The sequence below is a fragment of the Chryseobacterium glaciei genome, assembly GCF_001648155.1.
Lineage (GTDB): Bacteria > Bacteroidota > Bacteroidia > Flavobacteriales > Weeksellaceae > Chryseobacterium > Chryseobacterium glaciei.
The window spans coordinates 2,926,666-2,953,585 of sequence record NZ_CP015199.1 but is presented as its reverse complement, the minus strand read 5'-3'; the positions used below and the strand labels follow the sequence as shown (position 1 = coordinate 2,953,585).

Here is a 26,920-nt window from a genome sequence, read left to right as displayed (position 1 = left end):
AATTAATGAAATACGTTTTACTTACGCTCATTTCGGCGATGCTGTTGTCTATATCTTGGCCAACTTACGGAATTCCGTTCTTTATATTTTTTGCTCTTGTTCCGCTTTTAATGATGGAACATGGCGTTTCAAAATTTTCCAAATTCAATAGAAAAAGCTGGGTGGTTTTCGGACTTTCCTATCTCTGTTTTGTAATCTGGAATATTGTAACAACAGGCTGGTTATATGGTGCAAAAAACCCTGATGGAAGCCATTCTATGATGGCCGTTGTGTTTCCGGTGTTGGTTAATTCTTTGTTATATTCTTTGGTTTTTCAGTGTTATCATTGGTATAAAAATGCTCAGGGAACCTATTGGGGATTAGCTTTTTTCGTAGCAATCTGGATGAGTTTTGAAAAATTCCATCTGAATTGGGAACTCACTTGGCCTTGGCTAAATCTTGGAAATGTATTTTCAGATTATCCAAAATTCGTGCAATGGTATGATACCTTAGGAGCAACAGGCGGAAGTTTCTGGATCTTGGTGATTAATGTCCTTATTTTTTACACCTTAAGAATTTGGGAAGCAGGAAGAAAAAGAAAAAGTTTAATTATCAATACGTCCATTGTAGCTGTTTTAATTGTTGTTCCAATGATCATTTCTTTTGCGAAATACAATAATTTTAATGAAAAACCAATCGGACAGGTGAATGTTTTGATGCTTCAACCCGATCTTGATCCTTACGGAGAAAAATATTCTACAGACAGTTTGACGTTAGAAAATGACCTTTTAAGTCTTGCCGAAAGAAATTCAAAAGGAAAAATCGATTATTATATCGCTCCGGAAACAGCACTTCCCGGAAGAGGTTCTATTTCTGAGACTGCTTTTGAAAAGAGTTTACTTTTAAATAATGTTAAAGATTTCCTTGTAAAACATCCGGGTTCTGTTTTCTCAACAGGAATTTCTTCGCACCGTTTTTATACGAAAAAAGATAAGTTACCAACAGAAGCATATCAGCTAAATCCTGCACTTTGGGTTGAAAGTTATAATTCGGCAGTTCAAATTGTTCCGAATCAAAAAGTAGAAGTTTATCACAAAGGAAAATTGGTTCCCGGTGTTGAAATATTCCCTTATATGAATGTTTTAAAACCACTTTTAGGTGATGCAATGCTTAATTTGGGTGGAACAGTTGCTTCGTTAGGAACAGATAAAGAAAGAGTTGCTTTTTCAAATCCATTTAACAAAGGAAAAATTGCCCCAATCATCTGTTATGAAAGCATTTATGGTGAATTTGTAACCGATTATGTAAAAAAAGGAGCCAATTTCTTCGCGATCATGACGAATGATTCTTGGTGGGGTGTTTCGGAAGGTCATAAACAACTTTTATCGTATGCAAAATTAAGAGCAATTGAGACAAGAAGAGAAATTGCCCGAGCCGCGAACAGTGGAATTTCGGCTCATATTAATGCAAAAGGAGAAATTGTAGAAGATACTTTTTATGGAGATAAAACAACTTTGTTTGCTAAAATTAATTTGTATGATACGCAGACTTTTTACACAAGAAGCGGAGATTTATTGACGAGATTTTCGTTTTTTGCATTGGGATTCTTGTTGTTTTATTTCTTGATTAAAAGAGTTCAAAATAAAATGAAAAAAGCGTAATTTTTTTGTCCACAACTTACATAGTTCTTTACTTCGGTAATCCTTGTCAAGGTTTTGAACCTTGACAAGGATTATTAAAAACAATTCATCCTTAATTCATATTTAATAAAAAATAAAATGGCGGCTCAGAAAAATCTGGGTCGCCATTTAAAATAAAAGTAGAGAAAGAAAAGCCAGCTGGACGTCTGACTTTTCACATTGATTAAGGAAAAATTTCAATTATTTAATAATGAGTTTTTTGGTGATTTCTTGTTGTTTTATTTTTAATTAAATAATATAAACTCCTTTTGGAAGATGAGAAACGTTGATCGACTGATCGTTATTTACCATCACATTAAGTTTTCTACCATCTATCGAATACATTTCAACATCTGAAACTTTTTTTCCTTTTATAAATACCTTTTCCGTAGCAGGATTTGGGTAAATAGAGAATTGGCTTTCTAAACTTATACTTTGAGTTCCTAATGTGTTTTCTGTGGACGGATCAGAATACACTTTTGAAGCATCAATGGATCTTACACTCCAATATACATTCTGAATTGCCGGATCAAGATTTAAGAACCAAGATGGTGTCGTTACGACATATTTGGCAAGATTCTGAGCGCCTGGAGTAGTTCCGACTTTGATTTCGTAACGTAATGCATTCACTGGTGTTTTATCATCTGAAGCGCCTGTCCAAGAGAAATTAAATCTGTTTCCTGTTTTTGTAAGATTCAGGTTTGTAGGAGGTTCGGGTTTTACATTGGTTTCAGACGAAAGGTTTTTGAAGATTTTAGTTAATGAAGGCATTGCCGGATCTGCCCAATCAAATCCGGACAATAAAACATCGAGTTGATGATCATTATTATAGTCAAGTAGATGCACAAAACCCGGACCCCCTAAGTTGTACAAACCTGTAGTTGTATTTTCTGTAAAATTCTGATTGATTGGATTGTAAGTAAAAACTTTCACTACAGCATCATTATTTTCGTCATTTCCTGATACAATGAAATCGTAGTATCCATCATTATTTAAATCTCCTACACTTAATGATGAATCTGAAATTTCCGGAGTATTTATTTGTTGAATATTTAAATGTCCCGCTCCATCATTCATTAAAACAGCTAGATATCCTTTATATTCTTCATCCTGCGCAGAAACCACGATATCCTGAAAACCATCTGCATTGAAATCAGCAAATTCTAATTTCCCGCTTGCTAAAGGAGGAAGAGTTTGAGTAAGCGTTAATGTTCCTGCTATATTTAAATATACCTTAAACATAGCGTCACTGTTCGCATCGTAACCTAATATTACTAGATCTAAGAGGTTGTCATTATTCAGATCAACCATTTTAAAACTGCTGTTTTGGGTTCCTTCCATCCATCCGGGAAATAATTGAAAACCATTTCCTGTATTTTGATAATAATCTAATTTATTGACAAATCCGAGTCCATCGATATACTGAGTTCCATTCAATGCATAATCCTGCAACCCGTCATGGTTAAAATCAAAAACTTCCATTGAACCGTAGATTTTACCCGAAAGATCAGCTTCTTTGACAAAACCTGAACCCGTATTTCTGAATCTGTAATGTTTATAATTCACAATATCCATATAGCTTAACCCTGTAGAAATAATATCTGCCAGACCATCATTATTATAATCAATGAATTTTATATCTCCCAAATGCGTTGCATCTGCTCCCAGATCGGCATACGGAATGAAGGTTGTTCCATTGTTTTTGTATATTTTATTATAAGTGGTATCTACATTTCCGTCACCGTCAGAATCTATCGCTCCGTTTACAACAATATCCTGTAATCCGTCATTATCAATATCTCCTATATCACTTGCCGGATAGTAGAAGTTATTCATACTTGTCTGAATTTCAGTGAAATTTTGTGCTACCATACTTAACGGAAGCAGAGATAATAGAATAGAAATTCTCTTCATCTTATTTTTATTTAGATTAATTAAAAACAAAGATATAAGATTAATTTATCGATCTTTAATAAAGTTGATATGAATTTTATCAGGCTCAATGCCCATGGTATCTGAAGTTTATTCTTACGTGTAAAATCAATATTATAAATCAACCAGTTATTTGTAAATATTTTATAAAACATTTGCCTATCTAAAAAATTCTTCGTTATTTTGCAACCTCAAATATTATACAAATAAGAACATCGAGATATGTCAAGAATTTGCCAAATAACAGGAAAGCGTGCAATGGTTGGTAACAACGTTTCTCACGCTAATAACAAAACGAAGCGTCGTTTTGAAATTAACTTATTAGAGAAGAAATTTTACCTTCCAGAGCAAGATAAGCACGTTACACTGAAAGTATCAGCTCATGGATTGAGAGTGATTAACAAGATTGGAATCGAAGAGGCTATCGAAAGAGGCACTAGAAACGGATTGATTAAAAAGAACTAAATCATGGCAAAAAAAGGAAACAGAGTTCAAGTAATTCTTGAATGTACAGAGCACAAAGAAAGTGGTATGCCAGGAATGTCTAGATACATTTCTACAAAAAACAAAAAGAACACTACAGAGAGATTGGAATTGAAAAAATACAATCCTGTTCTTAAGAGATCTACCCTTCACAAAGAAATCAAGTAATTTATAAATATAATTTACCATGGCAAAGAAAGTAGTAGCAACCCTACAAAGCGGACAGTCTAAAAAAATGACTAAAGTTGTGAAAATGGTGAAGTCATCTAAATCAGATGCTTACGTTTTCGAAGAAAAAGTAATGAATGCAGACGAAGTGGATGCTTATTTGAAAAAATAAGCTTAGCTTTATTTACAATATAAAAAAACTACTCATTTTTTGGGTAGTTTTTTTGTTATCTTTGTAATAAAGAGAGATAATACAACATCTTATTATACAATCAAAATTCTAATATGAGTTGGTTTAAAAATATTTTCAAAAAAGAAGAAAAGGAAACTTTAGATAAAGGATTGGAAAAATCCAGTCAGGGGTTTTTCGAAAAAATAACAAAAGCCGTAGTCGGTAAAAGCACAGTAGATGATGAAGTTCTGGATAATCTGGAGGAAATACTTATTGCATCAGACGTAGGCGCATCCACTACCATCAAGATTATAGAAAGAATTGAAGAGCGTGTAGCCAGAGATAAATATGTAAATGTAAGTGAGCTTGATAATATTCTTCGTGAAGAAATTTCAGGATTATTGCTTGAAAATCCTCACGCAGGAACAGGAAATATTGATACTTCAAAAAAACCTTATGTAATAATGGTTGTCGGCGTAAACGGTGTAGGAAAAACAACTACAATCGGAAAATTAGCGCATCAATTTAAATCAGAAGGTAAAAAAGTAGTTTTAGGAGCTGCAGATACATTTAGAGCTGCTGCTGTTGAGCAATTAACGATTTGGAGTGAAAGAGTTGGTGTTCCGATCGTAAAGCAGGAAATGGGGTCTGACCCGGCTTCTGTTGCCTTTGATACGGTACAAAGTGCCCAAGCTCAGGGAGCAGATGTTGTTATCATTGATACAGCAGGAAGACTTCACAATAAAATCAACTTAATGAACGAGCTTTCAAAGATCAAAAGAGTAATGCAGAAGGTTATTCCTGATGCTCCTCATGAGATCTTACTGGTTCTTGACGGTTCTACCGGACAAAACGCTTTCGAACAGGCTAAACAGTTTACAGCAGCTACTGAAGTTAATGCTTTGGCAGTGACAAAACTAGACGGTACAGCTAAAGGAGGTGTTGTGATCGGGATTTCTGATCAGTTTCAGATTCCGGTAAAATATATTGGCGTTGGAGAGAAGATGCAAGATTTGCAATTGTTTAATGGTACAGAATTTGTAGATTCTTTTTTCAAGAAGAGGTGATTATTATCATATAATTCTTTAAATTATTAAATCACATTCATATTAACAATTAAAAATTTTAAAACTATGGGAATTTTAACTTGGATCATTTTTGGTCTTATTGCAGGAGCAATTGCAAAATTAATTATGCCTGGAACACAAGGCGGAGGTTGGTTAATGACCATCATCTTAGGAATTGTTGGAGCTTTCGTAGGAGGATTTATAGGTAGCTTTTTAGGATGGGGAACTACAGACAGTTTCGATTTCAGAAGTATGCTATTGGCTGTAGGAGGAGCGTTGGTCGTTCTTTGGGTCTACGGAATGGCTACGAAGAAAAGCTAGTTATCAAATAATAGATAAAAAACAAATAAGCCGGATTTGAATTTCAAATCCGGCTTATTTTATGAAACAATATAATTTAGTCTATTTTAATCTGATAAGGCATTTCCATTTTCACCTCAGACTGTAACTTTTCGTTCGTGATCTGATTCAAAATTTCATAGTTTGCTTTACCAATTTTACTTTTAATGATCTTCGCAGAGATTTCGTCTTCATTAAGATCATTAAAGATTTGCTCAAATGGAGTCATCTTTTTAGGAAAAGAAGCAACATTATAAGATGATTTCAAACCTGCTTTTTGTGCAGCAAATTTAATCGCATCGTTTAAAGTTCCCAATTCATCCACCAAACCAATCTGTTTAGCTCTTGTTCCACTCCATACTCTACCTCCACCGATCGAATCGATCTGCTCGAAAGTCTGTTTTCTATTTTTCGTAACGAAGTGTACAAATCTTTTATACGTTCCTTCAACACTTCTTGTAATCATACTTACTCCATAAGGACTCACTCCATTTAAAGAAGAGTAATACATAGAATTCGCGTTGGTAGCAACAATATCAGAACGTACTCCATTTTTATTGGCAAGATCTTTAAAGTAAGGTATAACTCCGAAAACTCCGATCGATCCCGTTAATGTATTTGGCTCAGAATAAATTTTGTCGGCTGCCATTGCGATATAGTAACCTCCAGATGCCGCGTAATCACCAAAAGAAACAACAAGCGGTTTTTTCTTTTTTAACTGTTGAAGCTCAAATAAAATCTCGTCAGAAGCATTTGCACTTCCTCCAGGAGAATTAATCCTTAAAACAACAGCTTTTACTTTATCATTTTCCTGTAGTTCTTTGATGTACTTCACATACTTATCAGAATAAATATCGTTGTATCCGTCTCCGTTATTAATTGATCCCGATGCATACAAAACAGCAACTTTATCTCCCGATTTATCGTCTTCAGAATATGAAGCAATATATTTACCTAAAGAGATCTTATTTAATTTATTTTTCTCTTTTAAACTTAATTTTGATTTAATTAATTCATCATATTCTGTTTTTTGAATTAATTTATCCGCAAGCTTGTGTTTCAATCCCAATTCAGGAATCATACCATATAAACTGTCAACAACCGTTCTGAATTGTGCAGTATCAATTTTTCTTGAAGCTGCAATTCTTGTAGAAGTATTTTTCCAGATATCATTTAAAAGAGTACCTAGTTGTTCCTTATTTTCAGGAGAAATATCGTTTCTTAAAAACGGTTCAACAGCAGATTTAAATTTACCGTGACGAATAACTTCAATACCAATTCCATATTTATCTGCAAAATCTTTGAAGAAAGTAACTTCTGTCGCAAGACCTTTAAGTTCGATCATCCCTGATGGATTCAGATAATATTGATCAGCAACAGATCCTAAATAATAAGAAGCCTGAGAAACCGCATTACCATAAGCATACACAAATTTCCCGCTCTTTTTAAAATCCTGAATCGCATTTCTCAGATCATCTATCTGAGTAATCCCGGCATGAAGATCATCAGCTTCAATACTTATACCTTTAATATTATCATCAGTTTTTGCTTTGTTGATGGCTTCGATAGCATCATAAATCAAAACGCTTTTGTTTTGATTATTAATATTAAATATTCCGGTTTGTTCTTCCGTAGGGCTATCTATTATATTTGTTTTTAAATTAATAGTTAAGACCGAGTTCTTTTTCACCTCTACAGATTTGTCACTTCCCATTGCGCTAAACACAAGCATTATAATGAAAAAGAAGAAAAATACGACACATAGTATCACAATTGCCACTATATTTGCCAGTACATTTTTAAAAAAACTTTTCATAAATCAATCATTTTCCAATATGTCGCAGCATAAGGTAGTTTTGTTACTGGGAAGTAACATTGGAGACAAAAAAAAAAATTTACAAGAAGCCCTAGAACACATTAAAAAAGGAGGTAATGATATATTAAAAATTAGTGAATTTTTAACATCTGAGCCTGTAGAATTTGTTAGTTCCAATATTTTTTGTAATATTGCATCAATTATATTCACACATCTTTCACCAATTCAGCTACTTGATTTTATTAAAAGTATTGAAGTTGAGATGGGAAGAGTTAACGATTCAAAGGTTTCAGGAGGCTATGCCGACAGAATAATAGATATTGACATCGTTAAATATGATGAATTGAAATTCACATCAGAAAGGTTAGAAGTCCCTCATCAGAAACATCTTTTTGAACGGGAATTCTCTAGAATATTATTAAAAGATTTTTTTTAAATAAAACATAAAACATATTGTATGAAATTAGGTTTATTATTATTGGCCGCTTTGCCTATTGCTACTTATGCTCAGGACAGTATCGCCGTTAGTTCCTCTAGCGAATACCCGAATACTTTTTCCTCAGGTTCTGCCAATGTCCAAACTTTCGACAACAAGGCTAGAAGATTTAACGACTGGAGTATTTCAGTTGGTGGAGGTGCAGCATTTATGACTCAATCAGATCTTACGTCATTTTATGACAAAAAGGTTAATTGGGGTTATAACAGTTACGTAAGTATAGACAAGCAGATCACACACACTTTCGGTTTAAGCATTATTTACCAAAGAGGTGAAACAAATCAAAAAGCTATGTTGGACGGTGTACCCGGACAATTAGCTGGTGTAGGAGTTGCAAAAACCAAGTATAACCAAGTTGCTTTATTAGGAGATGTTAACTTTTCAAATATTTTGAGAAGAGTTGATAATCATTCTACTTACAGATGGGCATTACATGGTTATGGAGGTATTGGACTCATGAACTATAACACATCTTTACACGACAACAACGAGTACAGATGGAGTACGACTCCCGCAAGAATTCCTTTGTTTATTGATCAGAAACTTGACATTAACTCAATTTACTATCAGTTTGGTTTAGGTTTGAAATATAATGTTTCAAAACTTATTGACATCGAAGCTAGAACAATGTACATCATCAGTGGTGATGACGAGTTCGACGGTGGTGGATGGGCTAGTCCAAACGACTACAATCCTAACTCTACAGTTTCGAGATACAACACGATCAATGATAGAAGATCTGATAATATGTGGACAGTTAATTTAGGTGTATCATTTAAATTAGGTAAACATATGTCTCACTTAGCTTGGCATGATCCTTTACAGGAAGCTTACTACAGAACAAATGTTCTTGAAAATGCTTCAACAGATTTTGTTGTTTGTGAAAAAGGTGATAATGACAATGACGGAGTTTGCGATGACTGGGATAGAGAGCTTAATACTCCTGCTGGTGCAAGAGTAGATGGTGCCGGTGTTGCTTTAGACATGGATCTTGATGGTGTTATCGACTTATACGATAAGTGTGTAACTGTACCTGGTCCTGCAGAAAACAATGGTTGTCCTACTAAATAAACAATCACTTTTAAACATCTAAAAAAATTAAGTAAATCCACTTTACTTAAAACAAAATTATTTAATAAAATAAATAAAAATACACTATGAAATTAAGTTTAGCAATTGCTGTACTAGCATTAGCCTTTCCCTCGGCTATTAGTGCACAAGACTCAACGGCAGTTTCTTCAAACGGAAAATATCCCAATACGTTTTCTTCCGGCTCTGCTAATGTTTCTCCATTTACGCAAAAATCTAAGCGATTTAACGATTGGGCAGTATCAATTGGTGCCGGAGTACCTTTGGTTCAATCTGCAGATTTAACATCAATTAAAAACGGTAACGGTAAAAATCTTTTTGGATATTCTGCTTACATTAGTATTGATAAAGCGATTACTCATGCTTTTGGTATTAACCTTCAGTATGACAGAGGAGAAACAAGACAAGGATGGTTTAATACTAAGGATACTGCCCCTGCAAATGCTTCAAAATATCAGCAAGTAGCAGGTAGAACTCAGTATGATGCAATCTCTATCTTAGGAGATATCAACTTCTCAAACTTATTAAGAAGAGTTGATAACCATTCTCCATACAGATGGGCATTACACGGGTATGCGGGTATTGGTACTTTAGCATACAAGGCTTATCAAAAAGATGAGACTGGACAAAAATTAATGACTGAAATCAAGCCTTTCAAATTAGGTTCATTCTTCGGTCAGGCTGGTGCTGGTCTTAAATTTAAAGTTAACAGAAGATTAGATATCGAAGGTAGACTAATGTATGTGATGACTGGTGATGATGAGTTTGATGGTGGAGGTGCACAATACAGTGCTATCAACCAACGTGAAGAACAAGTTTCTGATAACTTCTTCAACGCTACTTTAGGGATCTCTTTAAAGTTAGGAAAACACGAATCTCACTTAATGTGGCACGACCCATTGCAGGAAATCTATTATAAATTAGATGTATTGGCTAACAAAAACCAGGATATCGAAGTTTGTAAAAAAGGAGATGCTGATAATGACGGTGTTTGCGACGATTGGGACAGACAACTTGATACTCCTGCTGGTGCAAGAGTTGATGGTGCTGGTGTAGCTCTTGATACAGATTTAGATGGAGTAATCGATCTTTACGATAAGTGTGTAACTGTTCCTGGACCTGTTGATAATAACGGTTGTCCTGTGAAAAAAGATAACACTGTAACTGCTACGGCGGTAGAACAGGAACTAAAGAATGTATACTTTAATTTCAATAAAGCTACTATCAGACCAGAATCTAATGAAAGACTGGATCAGGCAGCTAAGATTATTAAAGAAAATGACGGTAAATATTTACTGACAGGACATACTGATATTAAAGGAAATGCAGGTTACAATTTAAAACTTTCTCAGGAAAGAGCTGCGGCTGTTGTTGTAGCTTTAGAAACAAGAGGAGTTTCTGCAGATGTACTTAAATCTAAAGGTGTAGGTTCTGCTGAAGCAACAATCCCTGCGACTGCTTCTGATGCAGAAAGATTAGCTGATAGAAAAGTTACAGTAAAAGCTATAGAGGATGCGGGTGAGTGGAATTCTATTCAAAAGAAAGATTACACTGACACTCCTACTGCAAAAAAAGCAGTTAAAAAAGCTCCTGCTAAAAAGAAGAAAAAGTAATTTTCTTTATAATAAATAAAATAAAACCGAAAAGAAGTTCTTTTCGGTTTTATTTTTCCATAAACTGGTTTTTTTTTATTAAATTTACATAATTTTCAGAATGGGTTCTTAAAAACAGCTAAATATTTAACCCAATAAATGTTAGCAAAAATATTCATCCTGAAAAATACAATCATTTAATTAACTAAATAAAAAAATACACTATGAAATTAAGTTTAGCAATTGTTGCGTTGGCATTGGCTGTCCCTACGGCAAGTTATGCACAAGACTCAACGGCAGTTTCTTCGAACGGAAAATACCCGAATACGTTTTCTTCTGGCTCTGCTAATGTTTCCCCATTTACACAGAAATCTAAGAGATTTAACGATTGGGCAATTTCAATTGGTGCCGGTGTTCCTTTGGTTCAATCTGCGGATTTAACATCAATTAAAAACGGTAACGGTAAAAATCTTTTTGGATATTCTGCTTACATCAGTATTGATAAAGCGATTACTCATGCTTTTGGTATTAACCTTCAGTATGACAGAGGAGAAACAAGACAAGGTTGGTTCAACACTAAAGATGCTGCCCCTGCAGATGCTTCAAAATATCAGCAAGTAGCAGGTAGAACTCAGTATGATGCGATCTCTATCTTAGGAGATATCAACTTCTCAAATTTATTAAGAAGAGTTGATAATCATTCTCCATACAGATGGGCATTACACGGATATGCGGGTATTGGTACTTTAGCGTACAAAGCTTATCAAAAAGATGAGACTGGACAAAGATTAATGACTGAAATTAAGCCTTTCAAATTAGGTTCATTCTTCGGTCAGGCTGGTGCTGGTCTTAAATTCAAAGTTAACAGAAGATTAGATATCGAAGGTAGACTAATGTATGTGATGACTGGTGATGATGAGTTTGATGGTGGAGGTGCACAATACAGTGCTGTTAACCAACGTGAAGAGCAAGTTTCTGATAATTTCTTTAACGCGACTTTAGGTCTTTCTTTAAAATTAGGAAAGCACGAATCTCACTTAATGTGGCATGACCCATTGCAGGAAATCTATTATAAATTAGATGTATTGGCTAATAAAAACCAGGATATCGAAGTTTGTAAAAAAGGAGATGCTGATAATGATGGTGTTTGCGACGACTGGGACAGACAACTTGATACTCCTGCCGGTGCAAGAGTTGACGGTGCAGGTGTAGCTCTTGATACAGATTTAGATGGAGTAATCGATCTTTACGATAAGTGTGTAACTGTTCCTGGACCTGTTGAAAACAACGGTTGTCCTACAGCAACAACTACAGGACCTGTAACTGATGATACAAGAACTTTAGAAGGAATTGAATTTGATTTAAATTCTGATAGAATCTTACCATCTAACACACCTATTCTTAACAATGCAGTTAGCTATATTAATTCTTCAAACGGAGCATATAATGTAGTTGGTGCAACTGATACTAGAGCTTCTGATGCTTATAACCAAAAATTATCTGAAAGAAGAGCGAATAGTGTTAAGAGTTACTTAGTGAAAAACGGTGTAGAGTCTACTAAATTAAACGCTATCGGTAAAGGTGAAAAAGACCTTAAATACCCTGAGTGTGACCCTGCTACTAAGTGTCCGGAATGGAAAAACAGAGCAAACAGAAGAGTTTACTTTGAAGCTAAATAATAAACTAATTATTTAATTATATTAAAGTCACGCATTGCGTGACTTTTTTTGTTGTAATACAATACTTTCCTTATTTTTACCTCATGATTTCTCAACAAGACTTTCAAAAATTAAAATATGAAACCCTGAAATATTTTTGGGGATATGATGAATTCAGAGATTCTCAGGAAGAAATTATTAATTCTGTTCTTACCGAAAAAGATACTTTGGTTCTTTTACCTACAGGAGCGGGAAAATCCTTGTGTTATCAGCTTCCGGCCTTATTAAAAGAAGGAACTTGTCTGGTTATTTCTCCTCTTTTGGCATTAATGAAAGATCAGGTCAATCAATTAAAATTTCGTGGAATTGAAGCAGAATATCTATCTTCAGAACTTGATGATTTTGATGCTGAAGTGATTTATAACAGATGCAAAGACGGTTTAACAAAACTTCTTTATGTTTCTCCAGAAAGATTGACGAATAAACAGTTTTTACAAAATATTGAAGAAATACAAATGTCATTCATTGCAGTAGATGAAGCGCACTGTATTTCGGAATGGGGACAGGATTTTAGACCCAGTTATCAAAACATAAAAGGATTCAGAAAGAATAATCCTGAAATTCCGTGCTTGGCTTTAACAGCTACAGCAACTCCAAAAGTATTGGAAGAAATTAAAACTAAACTGGAACTTAAAAATCCTCAGATTTTTCATAGAAGTTTTAAAAGAGATAATATTAAAATTTTCACAGAAGAGGTTTCTGATAAATTTCAGCGAATTTTTAATATTTTAAAATATAATAATGATTCTGGGATTATATATGTTCGTACAAGAAAGGAAGCTGAATTATTAACTGAATATTTACATAAAAATCAATTAAAAAATGTAGATTTTTTCCATGCTGGATTAACTACAAAAGAGAAAAACTCGAAACAAAATCATTGGAACAGAAATAACAATCATGTTTTAATTTCAACTAATGCATTCGGGATGGGAATCGATAAAGACAATGTTCGTTTTGTGATCCACTTCTCGCCTGCTCCATCAATTGAAAATTATTATCAGGAAATCGGAAGATCAGGAAGAGACGGAAAAGATAGTTTTGCCTTCATGCTTTGGAATCAACAGGAAATATCAAATTTTGATCAGATCTTAAAAAATCAGACTCCCAATAAAGCAGAATTTCTAAAAATCGTTACTTACCTCTACTCTATTTTCCAGGTTGCAGAATATGAATTACCTGAGAAAACATTTCAGTTAAACGCTACAGGAATTCAAAATTTCACCAAATTATCGACCGCAAAAATTAAAAACGTTTTGAATTTCCTTCACAATCAGGAAATCATTTATTTTAATGATAATAAGAGTCTGTCTTCTGTAGAATTAATGATAAAGGCAGATGAAATCGAGCAACTACCAAAAAAAGATGCCTATTTTATAGAACTTTTGCTTCGTACAATTTCAGGGATTACAACACATAAAGTATTGTTCAGCGAACAGCAGGTGAGCAATAAATTAGGAATAAGCATTCATTTAATAAAAGAAAGGCTTAAAGAATTACAGCAGAAAAATTATCTTGAGTATGTAGACGGCGCATTATCAAGTGTAAAATTCTTAAAACCGAGAGATGAAAGAGTCATCAACAGTGGTTATTGGAAGCTGTTTGAACATATTCAAAGAAATAAGATCCAGAAATGGGAAGAAATGAAATTTTACACAGAAAGCAATGACTACTGTAAAATGAAACTTATTCTAGCTTATTTTGGAGAAAAAAATTCTAAGAATTGTGGTCAGTGTTCGGTTTGTGAAAAGAATAAACAATCGATGTTTGGGAAAAATATTTCCCATCAGATCGTCAAATTATTAACTGAAAAACCTGCAACAATCGAAGAACTTTCTGTACAATTAAGTTACCATCCAAAAGAAAATATTTTAGAAAATCTGATTTATCTCTTAGACTCAGGAAAAGTAAAAATGTTGAATTTTAGGACATATGCTTTAGCATAGGTAATGAGTAATTGGTAATGGGTAATATTTCCATGACGAATCTTTTAATTTTTAAATCAATTAATTTTTCAATAATCAAAAGACTCCTATCTTTGCAAAATGAAATCATTGAAAGTAGTTTTTTTAGGCACTCCAGAGTTTGCAAAAACTTCGTTGGAAGCTGTTCATAAATCTCACCATGCAGTTGTAGGTGTTGTAACGGTTGCCGATAAAGCAAGCGGACGCGGACAAAAGATCAATCAATCTCCTGTAAAAATCTTTGCTGCAGAAAATAATATTCCAGTTTTTCAACCTGAAAAATTGAGAAATCCTGAATTTTTAGATGAACTTAGAAAATTAGATGCCGATGTTTTCATTGTGGTCGCTTTTAGAATGATGCCCAGAGTTCTTTTTGAAATGCCTAAAATGGGTACATTCAATCTTCATGCTTCTCTTCTTCCTGATTACAGAGGTGCTGCACCTATCAATTATGCTGTTATTAATGGCGAAGAAAAAACGGGTGCCACAACGTTCTTTATCAATGAAAAAATAGATGAAGGAAATATTTTACTTCAAGAAGAATTAAATGTTTTCCCCGATGAAAATGCAGGAGCACTTCATGACAGATTAATGGTTATGGGTTCAAAGTTGGTAGTGAAAACTTTAGACGGTTTAGCTGAAAATTCAATTCAGGAAAAGCCTCAGCCAGAAGTTGAACATCCTAAAAATGCTTATAAAATATTTAAGGAAGATACCAGAATAGATTGGACGAAAACATCAAAAGAAGTTCATCAGTTTATATTGGGAATGTCGCCTTACCCGGCTGCTTTTACGACGTTAAAAATTGGAGAAGAAGAAAAAGGATTAAAAATATTTGGCGGAAAATTTGAAATTGAAGATCACGGAAAAACTATCGGAAGTTTAGATATTTCAAAAAATGAATTTAAAATCTTTACTAAAGACGGAATATATTTTCCTTTAGAATTACAATTAGAAGGAAAGAAAAGAATGAATATCAAAGATTTTCTGAACGGTTTCAGAAATTTTGACGAAATAAAAATGGCTTAAAAAATAAACCTTCAAGGTTTTAAAAACCTTGAAGGTTTCTATATCATTATAGTTGAACCAACTCTGTCACCTCAACATCATATCCTCCAACCTGAGGTTTAATATTAGGGTTTTGAGTGATTACTTTAAACTTATTGATTCCTAAATTCTTTAAGATCTGCGTTCCGATCCCATAATCTCTGAAATTATACGCCAACGTTGGACGCTGTTGCTGACCATCCTGATAATCCAAGAATTGTTGTAACTTTTTTAGTGTATTTTCAGAATTTGAAACGTTATTAATGAAAATAACTGCACCTTTTCCAGCCTCATTTACCATGTTTGTTACTTTTTCCAATAAAGGCTTTTCACCATTATTTAATCTTGTTAACACGTCAAAATAAGAATCAGAAGACTGTACTCTTACCAAAACAGGCTCATCAACTGTCCAAGTTCCTTTCGTTAAAGCAAAATGGATTTGTTCGTTTGAAGTCTCTCTGAAAGCATAAAAATCAAACTCGCCATAAGCGGTTTTCACTTTTCTTTCTTCCAATCTGTCGATAAGGTTTCCTTTTTTAAGCTGATAGTGAATCAGATCTTCGATAGAAACAATTTTCATATCATGTTTCTGAGCAAAAACCTGAAGATCCGGTAAACGAGACATTGATCCGTCTTCATTCATTATCTCACAGATCACACCACCTTCTTTTAAACCAGCTAATTGAGTCAAATCAATCGCAGCTTCAGTATGTCCGGCTCTTTTTAAAACACCTCCTTTTTTAGCACGAAGCGGGAAAATGTGTCCCGGTCTCATGAAATCTGTTGGTTTTGAATTTTCATCCATCAAAGCTAAAATCGTTTTCGCTCTGTCACCTGCAGAAATACCGGTAGAAGTTCCGTTTCCTAAAAGGTCAACAGAAACAGTAAACGCAGTTTCTTTAGGATCACTGCTACGGCTTACCATGATATCTAAACCAAGCTCGTCACATCTTTTTTCAGGAAGCGGCATACAAATTAGCCCTCTTCCGTGAACAGCCATAAAATTGATTAATTCTGGTGTTGTAAGTTCTGCAGCACAAAGAAAATCACCTTCATTTTCTCTGTCTTCATCATCTACTACTATGATTATTTTACCATTTTTAAGGTCTTCAATAGCCTCAGGAATAGTATTTAATTTAATATCAGACATTTTTTACTATAGATTTTTGCAAAGATACTCATAAAAATAAGCATCTCCCAATTAATATAAATGGTTTGTTACGCTTTGAATAAAGAGTCTTTGGCTTTTCTGATAATGTCGTAAGAATCCAATCTTTTCTGATGATCGTAAATATGAGAATTGATCATTAATTCATCTACATTGAATTTTTCCTGAAAGCTTTTTAACTTCTCTGCAATTTCAGATTGATCTCCGATAAAAGTATATCTCAACTTCTGTAATACCATCGATTTTTCCATTGGTGACCAAACATCATCCATATCATCAACAGGCGGAGAAAAAGGTTTTCTATCGTTTCTTACAATATTGATAAATGCCTGAAATAAAGTCGTAGAAAGTTTGTGCGCTTCTTCTGTCGTTTCGGCTGCTACTCCATTGACGCAAGCTAAAATATAAGGTTTATCCAATTGTTTTGAAGGCTCAAAATGCTCTCTGTAAATATTGAAAGCCATTTCCATTTGCTCAGGAGCGAAATGTCCTGCGAAAGCATACGGAAGTCCCAATTCTGCAGCCAACCAAGCACTGTCTGTACTCGAACCCAAAATATACAACGGAATATCCAATCCTTCTCCCGGAATGGCGCGAACCAATGCATTAGAATTTTCCTTAGAGAAGTATTTTTGCAGTTCTAAAATCTGTCTTGGAAACTGTTCGTTGATAATTGCGGGATTTCTACCCAAAGCCTGAGCAGTTAGACCATCCGTTCCCGGAGCTCTTCCCAATCCAAGATCAATTCTTCCAGGAAAAAGAGATTCCAATGTTCCGAATTGCTCGGCAATGACTAATGAACTGTGGTTCGGAAGCATAATTCCTCCCGATCCTACTCTTATTTTTTTTGTTCCGTTGGCGATAAAACCAATAAGAACTGAAGTTGCAGAACTGGCAATGCTTTCCATATTGTGATGTTCGGCAAGCCAGAATCTATTATAATTAAGATTTTCAGTAAAGTTTGCTAAAGATAAACTGTCCTGAAAACTATCATGAATGCTTTTCCCCTGCTTTACCGGCGCAAGGTCTAATACTGATATTTCAAAGTTTTTCATATTTTAAATTTTTGGTCTAAAAAACCAAACAAATTTAAAACATCTAAACTTCATTAGTTACTTTTTGTAATTGATAAGTCTGATGGGTGTGATGAGAGAAAAACTATTGAAAATAAAGTTTCGATTCCGTAACTTTTGTTATACGCATTAAAAAACATATTTTCATATATTTGATAACAACTGTAAAATCAGAACCAGTCTTATTTCAATATGAATATTTTCAAATCAATTTTAAATAATTTAAAAGTAATTTCCACTAATGCCAATATTGAAAAAAATAAACAAAAATTTACTCCTAAACAAATAATAATTAATGATTTACATGAACAATTAGTTTTACTAAGTCAAAATAAAACTGAGTTTGAATTTATTGGTATTAATTCAAATGGAAACGATTGTATTTATTTTGCAAAAGATGAAGAAAATGACATTAAATTTAATATAGAATTTGAAGCTATAGAAAAAACTCAACTTCCTTACTTGAAAAAAATAAAAGACTTTGCCATAAAAAATAATTACAGCTATAGAGAGGAAGTTAATGATGGAGTTCCTTATTTATGCATTAAAACAAAAACTAACATTGAGGAGACCATACAACTGGCAAGGCAAATTCAAAATGAAATATTTGGAAATAATGAAAATACTAAGTATGAAATTGTTCCTTAATAAATGTCAGTGAAAAGAATATAATTATTTATTTTTCTCCTTCTTAAAATTATAATGATTAATCAAAATCCTAATTTCATTAAACTCAAAATTACTTGGTAAGGCATTTTTCCATTCCGTCAATGTTTCGTGAGGAGTTTTGTAGAACATATCTTCAAAAGCTTTGATCTTATCTGACGTAATCACTCTTGAAATATCCAACAATCCTTGTTCTGCAAATTTTGCTAAATGTCCGATTACCGTTTCTTTTACTAAACCTCTTTCAAACGCAACTTCTGCAATAGTTTTCCCTTGTTCAAACAGTTGAAAAGTAAGAACCTGTGAAGGAACTTTTGCAATTTTCATGCTGACTTCTTTGTCATTCTTTTCGTCTAAAAGCTTAGTTTCTAATAAATGAGCTTCTTTTAAACTATTCAGATATTCTTCAATATCTTCCAGCCAATTCCTAAATTCTTCGTTGTATTGTTTTAAACCTTTTGCTCCTTTTATTTCAGCATAAAATTCTTTTAATGGACTGAAAACTTTATCTCTGATTTCAGTAAAAAAGAAATTGACCGCCCCTTTTGTTTTGGCTTCAATCTCTGACCATTCTTCTTTTTGATCAATGAAATTATTTACTTTTTGGGAAATCACTTTTTCAAGCTTTTCGAAAATTTTCCCCAATTGGGTCACCTCATGCTTTAACTGGATATATAATTGATTGGTTTTAACTGTATCAATACTTTTTGTAACAATTGAAAGCTTATTCCATTCTTCCACTTCATTCAAAATCCATCTTGAATCTACGGTACGAAGCACTTTTTTAATGCTGTAATCGTATTTTTCCTGATTTAAAATAGACTCGACATTATCGTTGGCAAGAGTAGATCCCTGAAACTGTAGAATTCGGTTATCTTTAAAAATAACTTCAGGCGTAATTTTAGATTTCAACACAATTCCTTCCAATGTTCGGCAACGTGACAAGGCAACATATACCTGACCCGCGGTGAAACTTTTTCCAGCGTCAATAATTACTTTATCAAATGTCAATCCCTGACTTTTATGGATCGTAACCGCCCAAGCCAGCTTTATTGGAAACTGCTCGAAGCTTCCTAAAACCTCTTCTTTAATATTTTTATCGGTGTCCAGAAAATATTTTTTCTGTTCCCAAACTTCTCTCTTTACGGTAATTTCTCTTTCACTTCCGTCGAGAACTACTTTAATTTCATTTTCATCTAAAGCGGAAATCTCGCCCAACTTTCCGTTAAAATATCTTTTTTCTCCGGAAATATCATTTCTGATAAACATCACCTGAGCTCCGATTTTCAATTCTAAAAATTGCTCGTTGGGAAACTGATTTTCTTTAAATTCACCGAAAAGTTTCGCTTCAAAAGTAGAAGGATCCACTTTTATTTCCTTTAATTTTTCCTGATTGATCTCATCTGCCATTCTGTTGTGAGAACACAAGTAGACATAAGATTCAGTTCCTGTTTCAAATGCAGGATCGTATCTTTCATTAAGGTGTTCGAAATCTATGCTTCGTACATCTCCATCACGAATCGCATTCAATATATCTAAAAAGCTTTCGTCAGATTGACGGTAAACTTTTGTTAATTCAATCGTCAGTAAAGGAATCTCTTTGATCGCATGACTATCAAAAAAGAAGGGAGAATTATAAAACATTTTTAAAATATGTTCGTCTCTCACTACCGGCGGAAGCTGATATAAATCTCCGATGAACAACATCTGAACGCCTCCAAAACGCTGGCTGTTTCTTCTGATAAATCGTAAAGAAAAATCCATCATATCCAAAACATCCGCTCTCAACATTGAAACCTCATCAATAATCAAAACCTCCACTTCACGTAAAAGTTTAAGCTTATCTTTTCGATATTTAAAATGAGGCATCAGATCGGCAATATTATTCGCCAAACTGGTGTCGATACGGTCGGTTGTCGGTAAAAAGGTTCGCAAAGGCAGCCCAAACATCGAGTGAATGGTAACACCTCCTGCATTGATCGCAGCAATTCCCGTAGGAGCTACAACAATGTGCTTCTTTTTTGTACGTTTTACAAAATCGTTCAGGAAAGTTGTTTTTCCTGTACCTGCTTTACCTGTTAAGAAAATGCTTCTGTTGGTATATTCTATTAAGTCAAAAAAATGATTGTTCATCGCCCGCAAAATTACGGAAAATGAATTTGAATTTTTTATCTTGGCACAAGTTTTGAAAATTAGAGGAAAGAAAAAGTTTATTTTATGAAAAAATTATTCATTCAGGTTCCAACTTTAGTATTATTTTCAGTTTTTGCTTTGAATTCATGTAAAGCGAAAGTTGACCCTAATACCAATTTACCTAAAGACATTTCAGAAAGACCTGCTGACGAAAGCAGTCAAAAATATGATCAAGCACAATTAGATAAACTGCGAGCTGAAATTGATACCGAAATTTCTAAAGAAAAATGTACAGACGCTACAACAAACGAATGGAAACCTGCTCCAATAGGATCTAAAGCTTGTGGTGGGCCAAAATCTTATATCGCTTATCCTGCAAAATTAGAAGCTCAGATTTTACCGAAAATCGAAAGCTACAACACAAAAGAAGCTGAGTTTAATAAAAAATATAACATTACATCAGACTGTTCATTGGTTGGAGAACCTGCAGGAATCAGATGTATCAACGGAAAAGCAGAGGTTGTTTACCCTGTAGAATAAAATAAACACTCGAACTCAATCAGGAGTTTTCTCACTAAGGATAAAAAAAGCATTGTCAATTTTGACAATGCTTTTTTGTGAATTATTAAAATGTGAATGGTCAATTTTGCTTTGCAAGTGAATTTTACAGTGTTAAAAAATTGACAACAAAGTTAATTGACTTCGAAGAAAATTCACAATTCACAATTGACATCCAAACTATCTTTCAACTTCTTTCGCATTCTCTTTATACCAAGAAGAATATTTTACATAATTATTAGCAATTCTGTTGACTTCACCTTCTAGTAACTGTGCAGAAATATCTTTAATTTTTCTTGCCGGAACACCACCCCAAACTTCACCAGATTTAATATGTGTTCCCTGCGTCACTACAGAACCTGCGCCAACAATAGAATTTTCTTCTACCAAACAATCATCCATTACAATAGAACCCATCCCGATCAACACATTATCCTGAATCGTACATCCATGAACAATAGCATTATGCCCCACCGAAACATTATTTCCTATAATTAAAGGATATTTTTCATACGTACAATGTAACATTACATTATCCTGAACATTTACTTTATCTCCCATCTTGATGTAATTTACATCGCCTCTTATCACCGCATTATACCAGATGCTGCAATCTTTACCCATCACAACATCACCGATGATTGTTGCAGTTTCAGCTAAAAAAGTATTCTCTCCTATTTGCGGTGTTTTCCCTAAAAGTTCTTTTATTAGTGCCATATTTTTATTTTGAAAATTTGAAAAATGAGCCGATTTAGCAATTAAATTTTTACTTCACAATTTTTAAATGATGCTGATAGCAAAAATCTAACTTCTAACTTCTGGCTTCTAACTTCTAAATCCGTATTTTTGTATCTCAAATTTAACGAAAAAATGCATACTATACTTATAGAACCAACCGAAAACCCAAAAGTGATGAAATTTGTAGCAGACTACAACTTGATTCCCGGGTCTTTGGAGCTGGACAGAGATTCTGATATCTCAGAAATTCCTTTAGCACAAGAACTATTCAATTATCCTTTTGTTGAAAGAATTTTTATTACGGCAAATTTTGTAGCCGTAGCAAAACAAGATACTGTAGAATGGGAACACGTAGTTGAAAGTTTGAAAAACATCATTGAAGATGAATTATTGGCCAACCCAAGAATTTACCTTCAAAAGAAAAAGGAAATGTATCAAATCTATGCAGAAATGACTCCAAATCCTGCGGTGATGAAGTTTGTTTCAAGCAAACTGTTATTGGAAGGTTTTGTTGAAGTAAAATCTAGAGAACAAGCTGATGGAGTTCCTTTGGCTCAGGCTATCTTTAAAGAATTTGATTTTACTAAGGAAGTTTTTATTTCTGATAATTTCGTGGCCGTAACAAGAGATAATTCTGTAGAATGGCACCAAGTAATGATGGCTGTTCGTGGATTGATCGCTGACTATTTACAAAACGGCGGTGAGATCTCAACAATAGAAGCTCAAACTCACGAAAATCCTGTAGAAAAGATCATCAATAGAGATTATACTGACGATGAGCAGAAAATTTCTGATATTTTAAATGAATACGTTGCTCCTGCTGTAGAAAATGATGGTGGAAAAATTTCTTTAATGGAATACGTTCAATCTACTAAAACAGCAAGAATGCTTTTACAAGGTGCTTGCTCAGGATGCCCAAGCTCTACCGCTACTTTGAAAAACGGAATTGAAGGTATTTTAAAACAATTCGTTCCCGATTTGGTAGAAAGAGTGGAAGCTGTAAATGGATAATTATTAAATATGAGAATATTTCTTCTTTTAATTTGTTTCAGTTTAAGTATTTTTTCATGTAAGAAAGAGACTGAGTCGCATTCTAATATTAATGCAGGATTTCATGAAGATCTTGTGAAATCTAACTTAGCCAAAGACAGCCTTCAAAAAATGGATGTTGTTTTTGATAAGCTTAATAAAAAGAATACGACTTTCCTGGATTATTATGTTCACTATTATTATAAGCTTGACAAAGAAACTCAGGACGAAATAAAAAAAACAAAGGGAGAAAATTTCCTAAGTGAACATCCTGAAGAATATTTTGCGCTGTTCACCAAAATAATCTCTGCGAAAGACGATAAATACCTTGCCACTTTTGGAATAACAAAAGACGAGGAAATTCTTGCCAGAGAAGTGTATATTTTTCACTTAAAGAAAAACTATGGTCCGACTGTTGATGGACAACTGGAAAATCTAAATAAATAATGAAGGGAATTCTATTAGTAAATCTTGGCTCACCAAGATCAACGGCGGTAAATGATGTAAAGGAATATCTTGACGAGTTCCTGATGGACGAAAAGGTAATTGATTATCGTTGGATTTTTCGAGCCCTTTTAGTGCGTGGAATTATTTTAAATACAAGACCTGCAAAATCTGCAGAAGCTTATAAAACAGTTTGGACAGAGCAAGGTTCACCCTTGATTGTGATCACTGAGAAAATTCAGAAGAAGCTACAAAAATTGGTAGATGTTCCTGTTGAAATCGGGATGAGATATGCTCAGCCAAGTATTGAAGCTGGAATTCAAAAATTAGTTGATCAAGGTGTTACCGAAATCGTACTTTTCCCATTGTACCCGCAATATGCGATGAGTACAACGGAAACCGTTATCGATAAAGCAGAAGAAGTTAGAAAAAAGAGCTTCCCTAATATAAAGATCAATTATATTCAACCTTTTTACAATAGAGAGATCTACACCGATTGTCTGGCAGAAAGTATCAGAGAAAAACTTCCGGAAAACTTCGATGCACTACAGTTCTCTTATCATGGAGTTCCGGAAAGACACATTTATAAGACCGATCCTACAAAAACATGTAATTTAAACGATTGCTGTTCGCGTAAAGATAATCCGAGTCACCAGTTTTGTTACCGTCACCAATGTTTTGATGTGACCAATTCTGTTATTAAAAAATTAGGATTACCCAAAGAAAAAGTAATGGTTACGTTCCAGTCAAGATTAGGAAACGATAAATGGATGGAACCTTACACAGACGAAACTCTAGAAAGCATAGGCAAAAAAGGAGTGAAAAACCTGGCAATTGTTTGTCCGGCCTTCGTCTCAGATTGTCTGGAAACCTTAGAAGAAATTTCGGTGGAAGGAAAAGAACAGTTCCTACATGGAGGTGGAGAAAATTTCCATTACATTCCTTGTCTGAACGATGAAGATCGCTGGATCGAAGTCGTGAAAACTTTGTGTGAGGAAAAACTCAATGAATTCTATTTAGTTTAAAATATAGTAACCTTCGGAAACGGAGGTTATTTTTTTGTTTAAATATAGGTTTGCGTTGTCGGAGTTCCCGAAAGCTCAAACCTTTTTAATTTCTTATCGTCGGAAACCCGGAAAACCTCAACCTATTTTAATTCTCTTCGTCCCACGATGGGAATTGTTAAACCAAAATAGTTTTGGCTTATTCTGTGACGGGACACCTTCAACTTATATTTTGAAGTAATTTTCCATAAAGTTTGTCATCCTGTAAGGATCTAAACACGAATCTTTGCTTTCTAATACTATGCTTGGATCCTTCCAGGATGACAAACTTTGTGTTTTTTCCAAACGTTTAAAATGACGACTACAACCCTAGCCCGGATTGCAGCGGCATCCTTTTGGGTTGCGGGCGGAGCAAAGCGGAGCCCGTAACCCAAAAGATATAGCGGAAAGCTGGAAAAAGCTTCAAATAAAAATAAAAACATTATTATTTTCAGACCCCCTGTATTTTGACATTTAATTTTAAATAAATGTTAATTTTAAACAAAAACCCCCTATTATTTTTAAATAAAATTATAAAATTTAAATATTTTTCTTAACTTTACCCTATCAAAAGAAAAGCATTAACCATAAAAATTAAAAATGATGAATGCAACTGCCGAAATTTTAAAACACAAGATCGAAAGCTTCACTCCCGAATTGCTTCAAACTTTGGCAAGAATGGTAGAAAAGCTAGAAATGCAGAATAGATTTTCCGTTCCTCAGTTTCAGATGGATGAAGTTTTGTACAGAATTCAGTTTCACAATGAGAATCCGAAGACAAAACTTGATTTTTATGAAAATATTTCTGAGCTGGAAAAGAATTTTGCCTGATGAAAGTATTTTTGTCCTCCATTGCAAAGAATGACATAAGACTTCTTATGAGAGTTTTCAATGCAGAAAAAGAACATAAAGGAGCCTATTTTCTGGAAGATCTGAAAGAATCAATCCAACAAATTGTAGAAAATTCTGAAGATCCCGAAGCAGAACTCCAACAAATGAGCATGCAGAACTTCCCCGTTCACATTCATTATATTTTTGAAGATGAAGAGCGTTTATTTATTACTGCAATCTTTAAGGAGATCAATTAAGTTGAAAATGATTAAATAAAATATTAGCACATTTTTCAGGACTATTTTATATGTAGGGCCTTATAGGAGTTGACACCTATAAGGTTTTTTATTTTCTCACAGGAGTTCTAAACTCACCATACCCCATCAAACCATCATAGCTTCTTCCGAAAGGTGCATAATATAAAAACGCCTGATAAAGATTTTCCGTCTGCCAGAAATTACCGTTGACTTCACCGAAATTCAATGAACCGTCAGGATTTTTTGTAGCCAGAATGTAGTTATAGAAACCTTGCTTCAAGAATATTTTAGCAACATATTTTTTCCCTGCTTCATCATACTGCATTTGGTTTTCTTTGCTTGGTTTAAAATTATTAAAACCTCCCAACACATAAATTTCTTTATCCACAGGATCAGATTCCAGGGAAAAATACACCCAAGAATAATCTGCTTCTCTTTCGGCATTTCTTTCAAGTCCGATGTCGTTTCTTCTGTAATACCAAGCTCCGTTCACGTCCGGTTGATATTGATAATTCAGAGGGAAAGCCCAAACCGGATGAAGATACGTTTGATTCACTCCGTCTTTCAATTCTGTTGTCTGAACCATATCTGCCGGCAAATTCATGTTTTTGTTATCGAAATAATAAAATTCATTATTTCCGGGAAAAACAAGATTCATTTGCTGGAAAAGTAATTTATTTCCTAAAGTTGCACTTGGTTTTAAATTATTGACCGTAACGTTCGGATTGTTATTCTGCATCACATTCAAACTCATTGAATTGACATTAGAAGAAAGATCTCCACCTTTTGAAACCGCCTGTACTTCTACTCTTTGGTTCGCATTTGGATTTCTTGCATCCGAAATTCTTGAAATATTTAAAGCTAAATTCGCATTATCTTCAACTACATAAAATCTTCTTTTAAAAAGAGGTTTTTCCGCAGAATCTTTATAAACGATCAACTCAAAATTCCCTGAAACTTTCGGTTGCATTTTGTCATTAGGAAATGTCAGCGTATAATGTGTATAAGCCTGTAGTGTATTGAATGAATACTGAAACTTATCAATCATACCATTTAGACTTCCATTGGCAAATTCTGTAAAGAAGAGATTATCGTCCTGCCAGTTTCTGTCATAATGCTTGATCGTATATCTAAAAATATCACTTGAATTTGTAAGATCATCAAAGCTTAAAACTAAGGTCTGATTAAGGTTGATCACCGGAGTTTCATCATTCGTCTGTGGGTTGAACAATTGTATACTTTGGATGTTTTGTCCAAAAACCAAACCACTCAAAGAAAGTAAAAGTATGCGCAAAGTTTTCATTATGACGAAGATAACGAAAAAATGGGATTTTCATTGTAATAAATCTGTTTGACTTATCAATTTTCTAATTATTAAATATGTAAAATTAATAGCTAAAATTAAAAAATAGATGCTTCGACTTCGCTCAGCATGACAT

The 26,920-nt window shown here is 33.9% G+C and carries 26 protein-coding genes; 19 read left to right on the top strand and 7 right to left on the bottom strand.

From position 1 onward, the window contains the following. The first annotated feature begins 5 nt into the window (after window positions 1-5). Window positions 6-1,640, top strand: a complete 1,635-nt coding sequence (gene lnt, locus A0O34_RS13130) for an apolipoprotein N-acyltransferase (RefSeq protein ID WP_066755247.1) — start codon at window positions 6-8, stop codon at window positions 1,638-1,640. 267 nt (window positions 1,641-1,907) lie between these two features. Here the strand turns inward: lnt and A0O34_RS13125 are convergent, their stop codons facing one another. Further along, window positions 1,908-3,572 carry an FG-GAP-like repeat-containing protein gene (locus A0O34_RS13125; protein ID WP_066755246.1) on the bottom strand — a complete coding sequence of 555 codons (1,665 nt, stop codon included), beginning with the start codon at window positions 3,570-3,572 and terminating at the stop codon, window positions 1,908-1,910. Between the two features lie 240 nt (window positions 3,573-3,812). Here A0O34_RS13125 and rpmB point away from each other — a divergent pair, with 240 nt between their 5' ends. From rpmB to A0O34_RS13100, 5 genes are all read left to right on the top strand, one after another. Beyond that, window positions 3,813-4,055, top strand: a complete 243-nt coding sequence (rpmB, locus tag A0O34_RS13120) for a 50S ribosomal protein L28 (RefSeq protein ID WP_054511814.1) — start codon at window positions 3,813-3,815, stop codon at window positions 4,053-4,055. 3 nt (window positions 4,056-4,058) lie between these two features. Next, window positions 4,059-4,241, top strand: coding sequence for a 50S ribosomal protein L33 (gene rpmG / locus A0O34_RS13115; protein WP_027373683.1), 183 nt, complete (start codon window positions 4,059-4,061; stop codon window positions 4,239-4,241). A gap of 19 nt (window positions 4,242-4,260) precedes the next feature. Beyond that, on the top strand, window positions 4,261-4,413 hold the full coding sequence (locus tag A0O34_RS13110) for a DUF4295 family protein (RefSeq protein ID WP_066755245.1): 153 nt from the start codon (window positions 4,261-4,263) through the stop codon (window positions 4,411-4,413). A 113-nt stretch (window positions 4,414-4,526) separates the two neighbouring features. Further along, window positions 4,527-5,480, top strand: a complete 954-nt coding sequence (gene ftsY / locus A0O34_RS13105) for a signal recognition particle-docking protein FtsY (RefSeq protein ID WP_066755244.1) — start codon at window positions 4,527-4,529, stop codon at window positions 5,478-5,480. A gap of 66 nt (window positions 5,481-5,546) precedes the next feature. After that, complete coding sequence (locus A0O34_RS13100; protein WP_066755243.1) at window positions 5,547-5,801, top strand: GlsB/YeaQ/YmgE family stress response membrane protein; 255 nt, start codon at window positions 5,547-5,549, stop codon at window positions 5,799-5,801. Between the two features lie 76 nt (window positions 5,802-5,877). Here A0O34_RS13100 and sppA read toward each other — a convergent pair whose 3' ends face one another. After that, complete coding sequence (gene sppA / locus A0O34_RS13095; RefSeq protein WP_066755242.1) at window positions 5,878-7,635, bottom strand: signal peptide peptidase SppA; 1,758 nt, start codon at window positions 7,633-7,635, stop codon at window positions 5,878-5,880. A 19-nt stretch (window positions 7,636-7,654) separates the two neighbouring features. On the opposite strand from sppA, the gene folK reads away from it, so the two are divergent. The 6 genes from folK to fmt all read left to right on the top strand — a co-directional run bounded on the left by folK (window position 7,655) and on the right by fmt (window position 15,523). Further along, window positions 7,655-8,071, top strand: coding sequence for a 2-amino-4-hydroxy-6-hydroxymethyldihydropteridine diphosphokinase (gene folK, locus A0O34_RS13090; RefSeq protein ID WP_066755241.1), 417 nt, complete (start codon window positions 7,655-7,657; stop codon window positions 8,069-8,071). A 21-nt stretch (window positions 8,072-8,092) separates the two neighbouring features. Further along, a complete protein-coding gene (locus tag A0O34_RS13085) occupies window positions 8,093-9,202 on the top strand; it encodes a flagellar motor protein MotB (RefSeq protein ID WP_066755240.1) in 1,110 nt (369 codons plus the stop codon). 86 nt (window positions 9,203-9,288) lie between these two features. Next, on the top strand, window positions 9,289-10,833 hold the full coding sequence (locus tag A0O34_RS13080; RefSeq protein WP_066755239.1) for an OmpA family protein: 1,545 nt from the start codon (window positions 9,289-9,291) through the stop codon (window positions 10,831-10,833). Window positions 10,834-11,036: 203 nt separating this feature from the next. Then, window positions 11,037-12,491, top strand: coding sequence for an OmpA family protein (locus tag A0O34_RS13075; protein ID WP_066755238.1), 1,455 nt, complete (start codon window positions 11,037-11,039; stop codon window positions 12,489-12,491). 83 nt (window positions 12,492-12,574) lie between these two features. Beyond that, window positions 12,575-14,476, top strand: a complete 1,902-nt coding sequence (locus tag A0O34_RS13070; protein ID WP_066755237.1) for a RecQ family ATP-dependent DNA helicase — start codon at window positions 12,575-12,577, stop codon at window positions 14,474-14,476. Window positions 14,477-14,575: 99 nt separating this feature from the next. Next, on the top strand, window positions 14,576-15,523 hold the full coding sequence (gene fmt / locus A0O34_RS13065) for a methionyl-tRNA formyltransferase (RefSeq protein ID WP_066755236.1): 948 nt from the start codon (window positions 14,576-14,578) through the stop codon (window positions 15,521-15,523). A gap of 46 nt (window positions 15,524-15,569) precedes the next feature. On the opposite strand, the gene ribB is transcribed toward fmt, so the two are convergent. Both ribB and A0O34_RS13055 read right to left on the bottom strand, forming a co-directional pair. Then, complete coding sequence (ribB, locus tag A0O34_RS13060; protein WP_066755235.1) at window positions 15,570-16,691, bottom strand: 3,4-dihydroxy-2-butanone-4-phosphate synthase; 1,122 nt, start codon at window positions 16,689-16,691, stop codon at window positions 15,570-15,572. A 68-nt stretch (window positions 16,692-16,759) separates the two neighbouring features. Beyond that, on the bottom strand, window positions 16,760-17,764 hold the full coding sequence (locus A0O34_RS13055) for an LLM class flavin-dependent oxidoreductase (RefSeq protein ID WP_066755234.1): 1,005 nt from the start codon (window positions 17,762-17,764) through the stop codon (window positions 16,760-16,762). 210 nt (window positions 17,765-17,974) lie between these two features. Here A0O34_RS13055 and A0O34_RS13050 point away from each other — a divergent pair, with 210 nt between their 5' ends. Beyond that, a complete protein-coding gene (locus tag A0O34_RS13050) occupies window positions 17,975-18,430 on the top strand; it encodes a hypothetical protein (RefSeq protein WP_066755233.1) in 456 nt (151 codons plus the stop codon). A 24-nt stretch (window positions 18,431-18,454) separates the two neighbouring features. Here A0O34_RS13050 and A0O34_RS13045 read toward each other — a convergent pair whose 3' ends face one another. Continuing rightward, complete coding sequence (locus tag A0O34_RS13045; RefSeq protein ID WP_066755232.1) at window positions 18,455-20,581, bottom strand: helix-turn-helix domain-containing protein; 2,127 nt, start codon at window positions 20,579-20,581, stop codon at window positions 18,455-18,457. Window positions 20,582-20,665: 84 nt separating this feature from the next. On the opposite strand from A0O34_RS13045, the gene A0O34_RS13040 reads away from it, so the two are divergent. Further along, window positions 20,666-21,121: a hypothetical protein gene (locus A0O34_RS13040; protein WP_066755231.1), complete on the top strand. Its 456-nt coding sequence runs from the start codon at window positions 20,666-20,668 to the stop codon at window positions 21,119-21,121. Between the two features lie 198 nt (window positions 21,122-21,319). Here A0O34_RS13040 and A0O34_RS13035 read toward each other — a convergent pair whose 3' ends face one another. Then, complete coding sequence (locus tag A0O34_RS13035) at window positions 21,320-21,856, bottom strand: gamma carbonic anhydrase family protein (protein ID WP_066755230.1); 537 nt, start codon at window positions 21,854-21,856, stop codon at window positions 21,320-21,322. Between the two features lie 153 nt (window positions 21,857-22,009). On the opposite strand from A0O34_RS13035, the gene A0O34_RS13030 reads away from it, so the two are divergent. The 5 genes from A0O34_RS13030 (at window position 22,010) to A0O34_RS13005 (ending at window position 25,481) form a co-directional block, all read left to right on the top strand. Further along, a complete protein-coding gene (locus tag A0O34_RS13030; protein ID WP_066755229.1) occupies window positions 22,010-22,888 on the top strand; it encodes a NifU family protein in 879 nt (292 codons plus the stop codon). 9 nt (window positions 22,889-22,897) lie between these two features. Then, window positions 22,898-23,353, top strand: coding sequence for a hypothetical protein (locus tag A0O34_RS13025; protein WP_066755228.1), 456 nt, complete (start codon window positions 22,898-22,900; stop codon window positions 23,351-23,353). Then, on the top strand, window positions 23,353-24,375 hold the full coding sequence (gene hemH, locus A0O34_RS13020) for a ferrochelatase (RefSeq protein ID WP_066755227.1): 1,023 nt from the start codon (window positions 23,353-23,355) through the stop codon (window positions 24,373-24,375). Before A0O34_RS13025 ends, hemH begins: the two co-directional genes overlap by 1 nt. A 618-nt stretch (window positions 24,376-24,993) precedes the next feature. Beyond that, complete coding sequence (locus tag A0O34_RS13010) at window positions 24,994-25,224, top strand: hypothetical protein (protein ID WP_157886015.1); 231 nt, start codon at window positions 24,994-24,996, stop codon at window positions 25,222-25,224. Further along, window positions 25,224-25,481, top strand: a complete 258-nt coding sequence (locus A0O34_RS13005) for a hypothetical protein (protein WP_066755224.1) — start codon at window positions 25,224-25,226, stop codon at window positions 25,479-25,481. The genes A0O34_RS13010 and A0O34_RS13005 overlap by 1 nt, the downstream gene beginning before the upstream one ends. 88 nt (window positions 25,482-25,569) lie before the next feature. Here A0O34_RS13005 and A0O34_RS13000 read toward each other — a convergent pair whose 3' ends face one another. Further along, window positions 25,570-26,784 carry a type IX secretion system plug protein gene (locus A0O34_RS13000; protein ID WP_066755223.1) on the bottom strand — a complete coding sequence of 405 codons (1,215 nt, stop codon included), beginning with the start codon at window positions 26,782-26,784 and terminating at the stop codon, window positions 25,570-25,572. Window positions 26,785-26,920 lie beyond the last annotated feature (136 nt).

What these genes read in the sequence shown, in the direction of transcription:
- lnt (WP_066755247.1), top strand. Translation starts at nt 6, where the DNA reads ATGAAATACGTTTTACTTACGCTCATTTCGGCGATGCTGTTGTCTATA.
- A0O34_RS13125 (WP_066755246.1), bottom strand. Translation starts at nt 3,572, where the DNA reads ATGAAGAGAATTTCTATTCTATTATCTCTGCTTCCGTTAAGTATGGTA.
- rpmB (WP_054511814.1), top strand. Translation starts at nt 3,813, where the DNA reads ATGTCAAGAATTTGCCAAATAACAGGAAAGCGTGCAATGGTTGGTAAC.
- rpmG (WP_027373683.1), top strand. Translation starts at nt 4,059, where the DNA reads ATGGCAAAAAAAGGAAACAGAGTTCAAGTAATTCTTGAATGTACAGAG.
- A0O34_RS13110 (WP_066755245.1), top strand. Translation starts at nt 4,261, where the DNA reads ATGGCAAAGAAAGTAGTAGCAACCCTACAAAGCGGACAGTCTAAAAAA.
- ftsY (WP_066755244.1), top strand. Translation starts at nt 4,527, where the DNA reads ATGAGTTGGTTTAAAAATATTTTCAAAAAAGAAGAAAAGGAAACTTTA.
- A0O34_RS13100 (WP_066755243.1), top strand. Translation starts at nt 5,547, where the DNA reads ATGGGAATTTTAACTTGGATCATTTTTGGTCTTATTGCAGGAGCAATT.
- sppA (WP_066755242.1), bottom strand. Translation starts at nt 7,635, where the DNA reads ATGAAAAGTTTTTTTAAAAATGTACTGGCAAATATAGTGGCAATTGTG.
- folK (WP_066755241.1), top strand. Translation starts at nt 7,655, where the DNA reads ATGTCGCAGCATAAGGTAGTTTTGTTACTGGGAAGTAACATTGGAGAC.
- A0O34_RS13085 (WP_066755240.1), top strand. Translation starts at nt 8,093, where the DNA reads ATGAAATTAGGTTTATTATTATTGGCCGCTTTGCCTATTGCTACTTAT.
- A0O34_RS13080 (WP_066755239.1), top strand. Translation starts at nt 9,289, where the DNA reads ATGAAATTAAGTTTAGCAATTGCTGTACTAGCATTAGCCTTTCCCTCG.
- A0O34_RS13075 (WP_066755238.1), top strand. Translation starts at nt 11,037, where the DNA reads ATGAAATTAAGTTTAGCAATTGTTGCGTTGGCATTGGCTGTCCCTACG.
- A0O34_RS13070 (WP_066755237.1), top strand. Translation starts at nt 12,575, where the DNA reads ATGATTTCTCAACAAGACTTTCAAAAATTAAAATATGAAACCCTGAAA.
- fmt (WP_066755236.1), top strand. Translation starts at nt 14,576, where the DNA reads ATGAAATCATTGAAAGTAGTTTTTTTAGGCACTCCAGAGTTTGCAAAA.
- ribB (WP_066755235.1), bottom strand. Translation starts at nt 16,691, where the DNA reads ATGTCTGATATTAAATTAAATACTATTCCTGAGGCTATTGAAGACCTT.
- A0O34_RS13055 (WP_066755234.1), bottom strand. Translation starts at nt 17,764, where the DNA reads ATGAAAAACTTTGAAATATCAGTATTAGACCTTGCGCCGGTAAAGCAG.
- A0O34_RS13050 (WP_066755233.1), top strand. Translation starts at nt 17,975, where the DNA reads ATGAATATTTTCAAATCAATTTTAAATAATTTAAAAGTAATTTCCACT.
- A0O34_RS13045 (WP_066755232.1), bottom strand. Translation starts at nt 20,581, where the DNA reads ATGAACAATCATTTTTTTGACTTAATAGAATATACCAACAGAAGCATT.
- A0O34_RS13040 (WP_066755231.1), top strand. Translation starts at nt 20,666, where the DNA reads ATGAAAAAATTATTCATTCAGGTTCCAACTTTAGTATTATTTTCAGTT.
- A0O34_RS13035 (WP_066755230.1), bottom strand. Translation starts at nt 21,856, where the DNA reads ATGGCACTAATAAAAGAACTTTTAGGGAAAACACCGCAAATAGGAGAG.
- A0O34_RS13030 (WP_066755229.1), top strand. Translation starts at nt 22,010, where the DNA reads ATGCATACTATACTTATAGAACCAACCGAAAACCCAAAAGTGATGAAA.
- A0O34_RS13025 (WP_066755228.1), top strand. Translation starts at nt 22,898, where the DNA reads ATGAGAATATTTCTTCTTTTAATTTGTTTCAGTTTAAGTATTTTTTCA.
- hemH (WP_066755227.1), top strand. Translation starts at nt 23,353, where the DNA reads ATGAAGGGAATTCTATTAGTAAATCTTGGCTCACCAAGATCAACGGCG.
- A0O34_RS13010 (WP_157886015.1), top strand. Translation starts at nt 24,994, where the DNA reads ATGATGAATGCAACTGCCGAAATTTTAAAACACAAGATCGAAAGCTTC.
- A0O34_RS13005 (WP_066755224.1), top strand. Translation starts at nt 25,224, where the DNA reads ATGAAAGTATTTTTGTCCTCCATTGCAAAGAATGACATAAGACTTCTT.
- A0O34_RS13000 (WP_066755223.1), bottom strand. Translation starts at nt 26,784, where the DNA reads ATGAAAACTTTGCGCATACTTTTACTTTCTTTGAGTGGTTTGGTTTTT.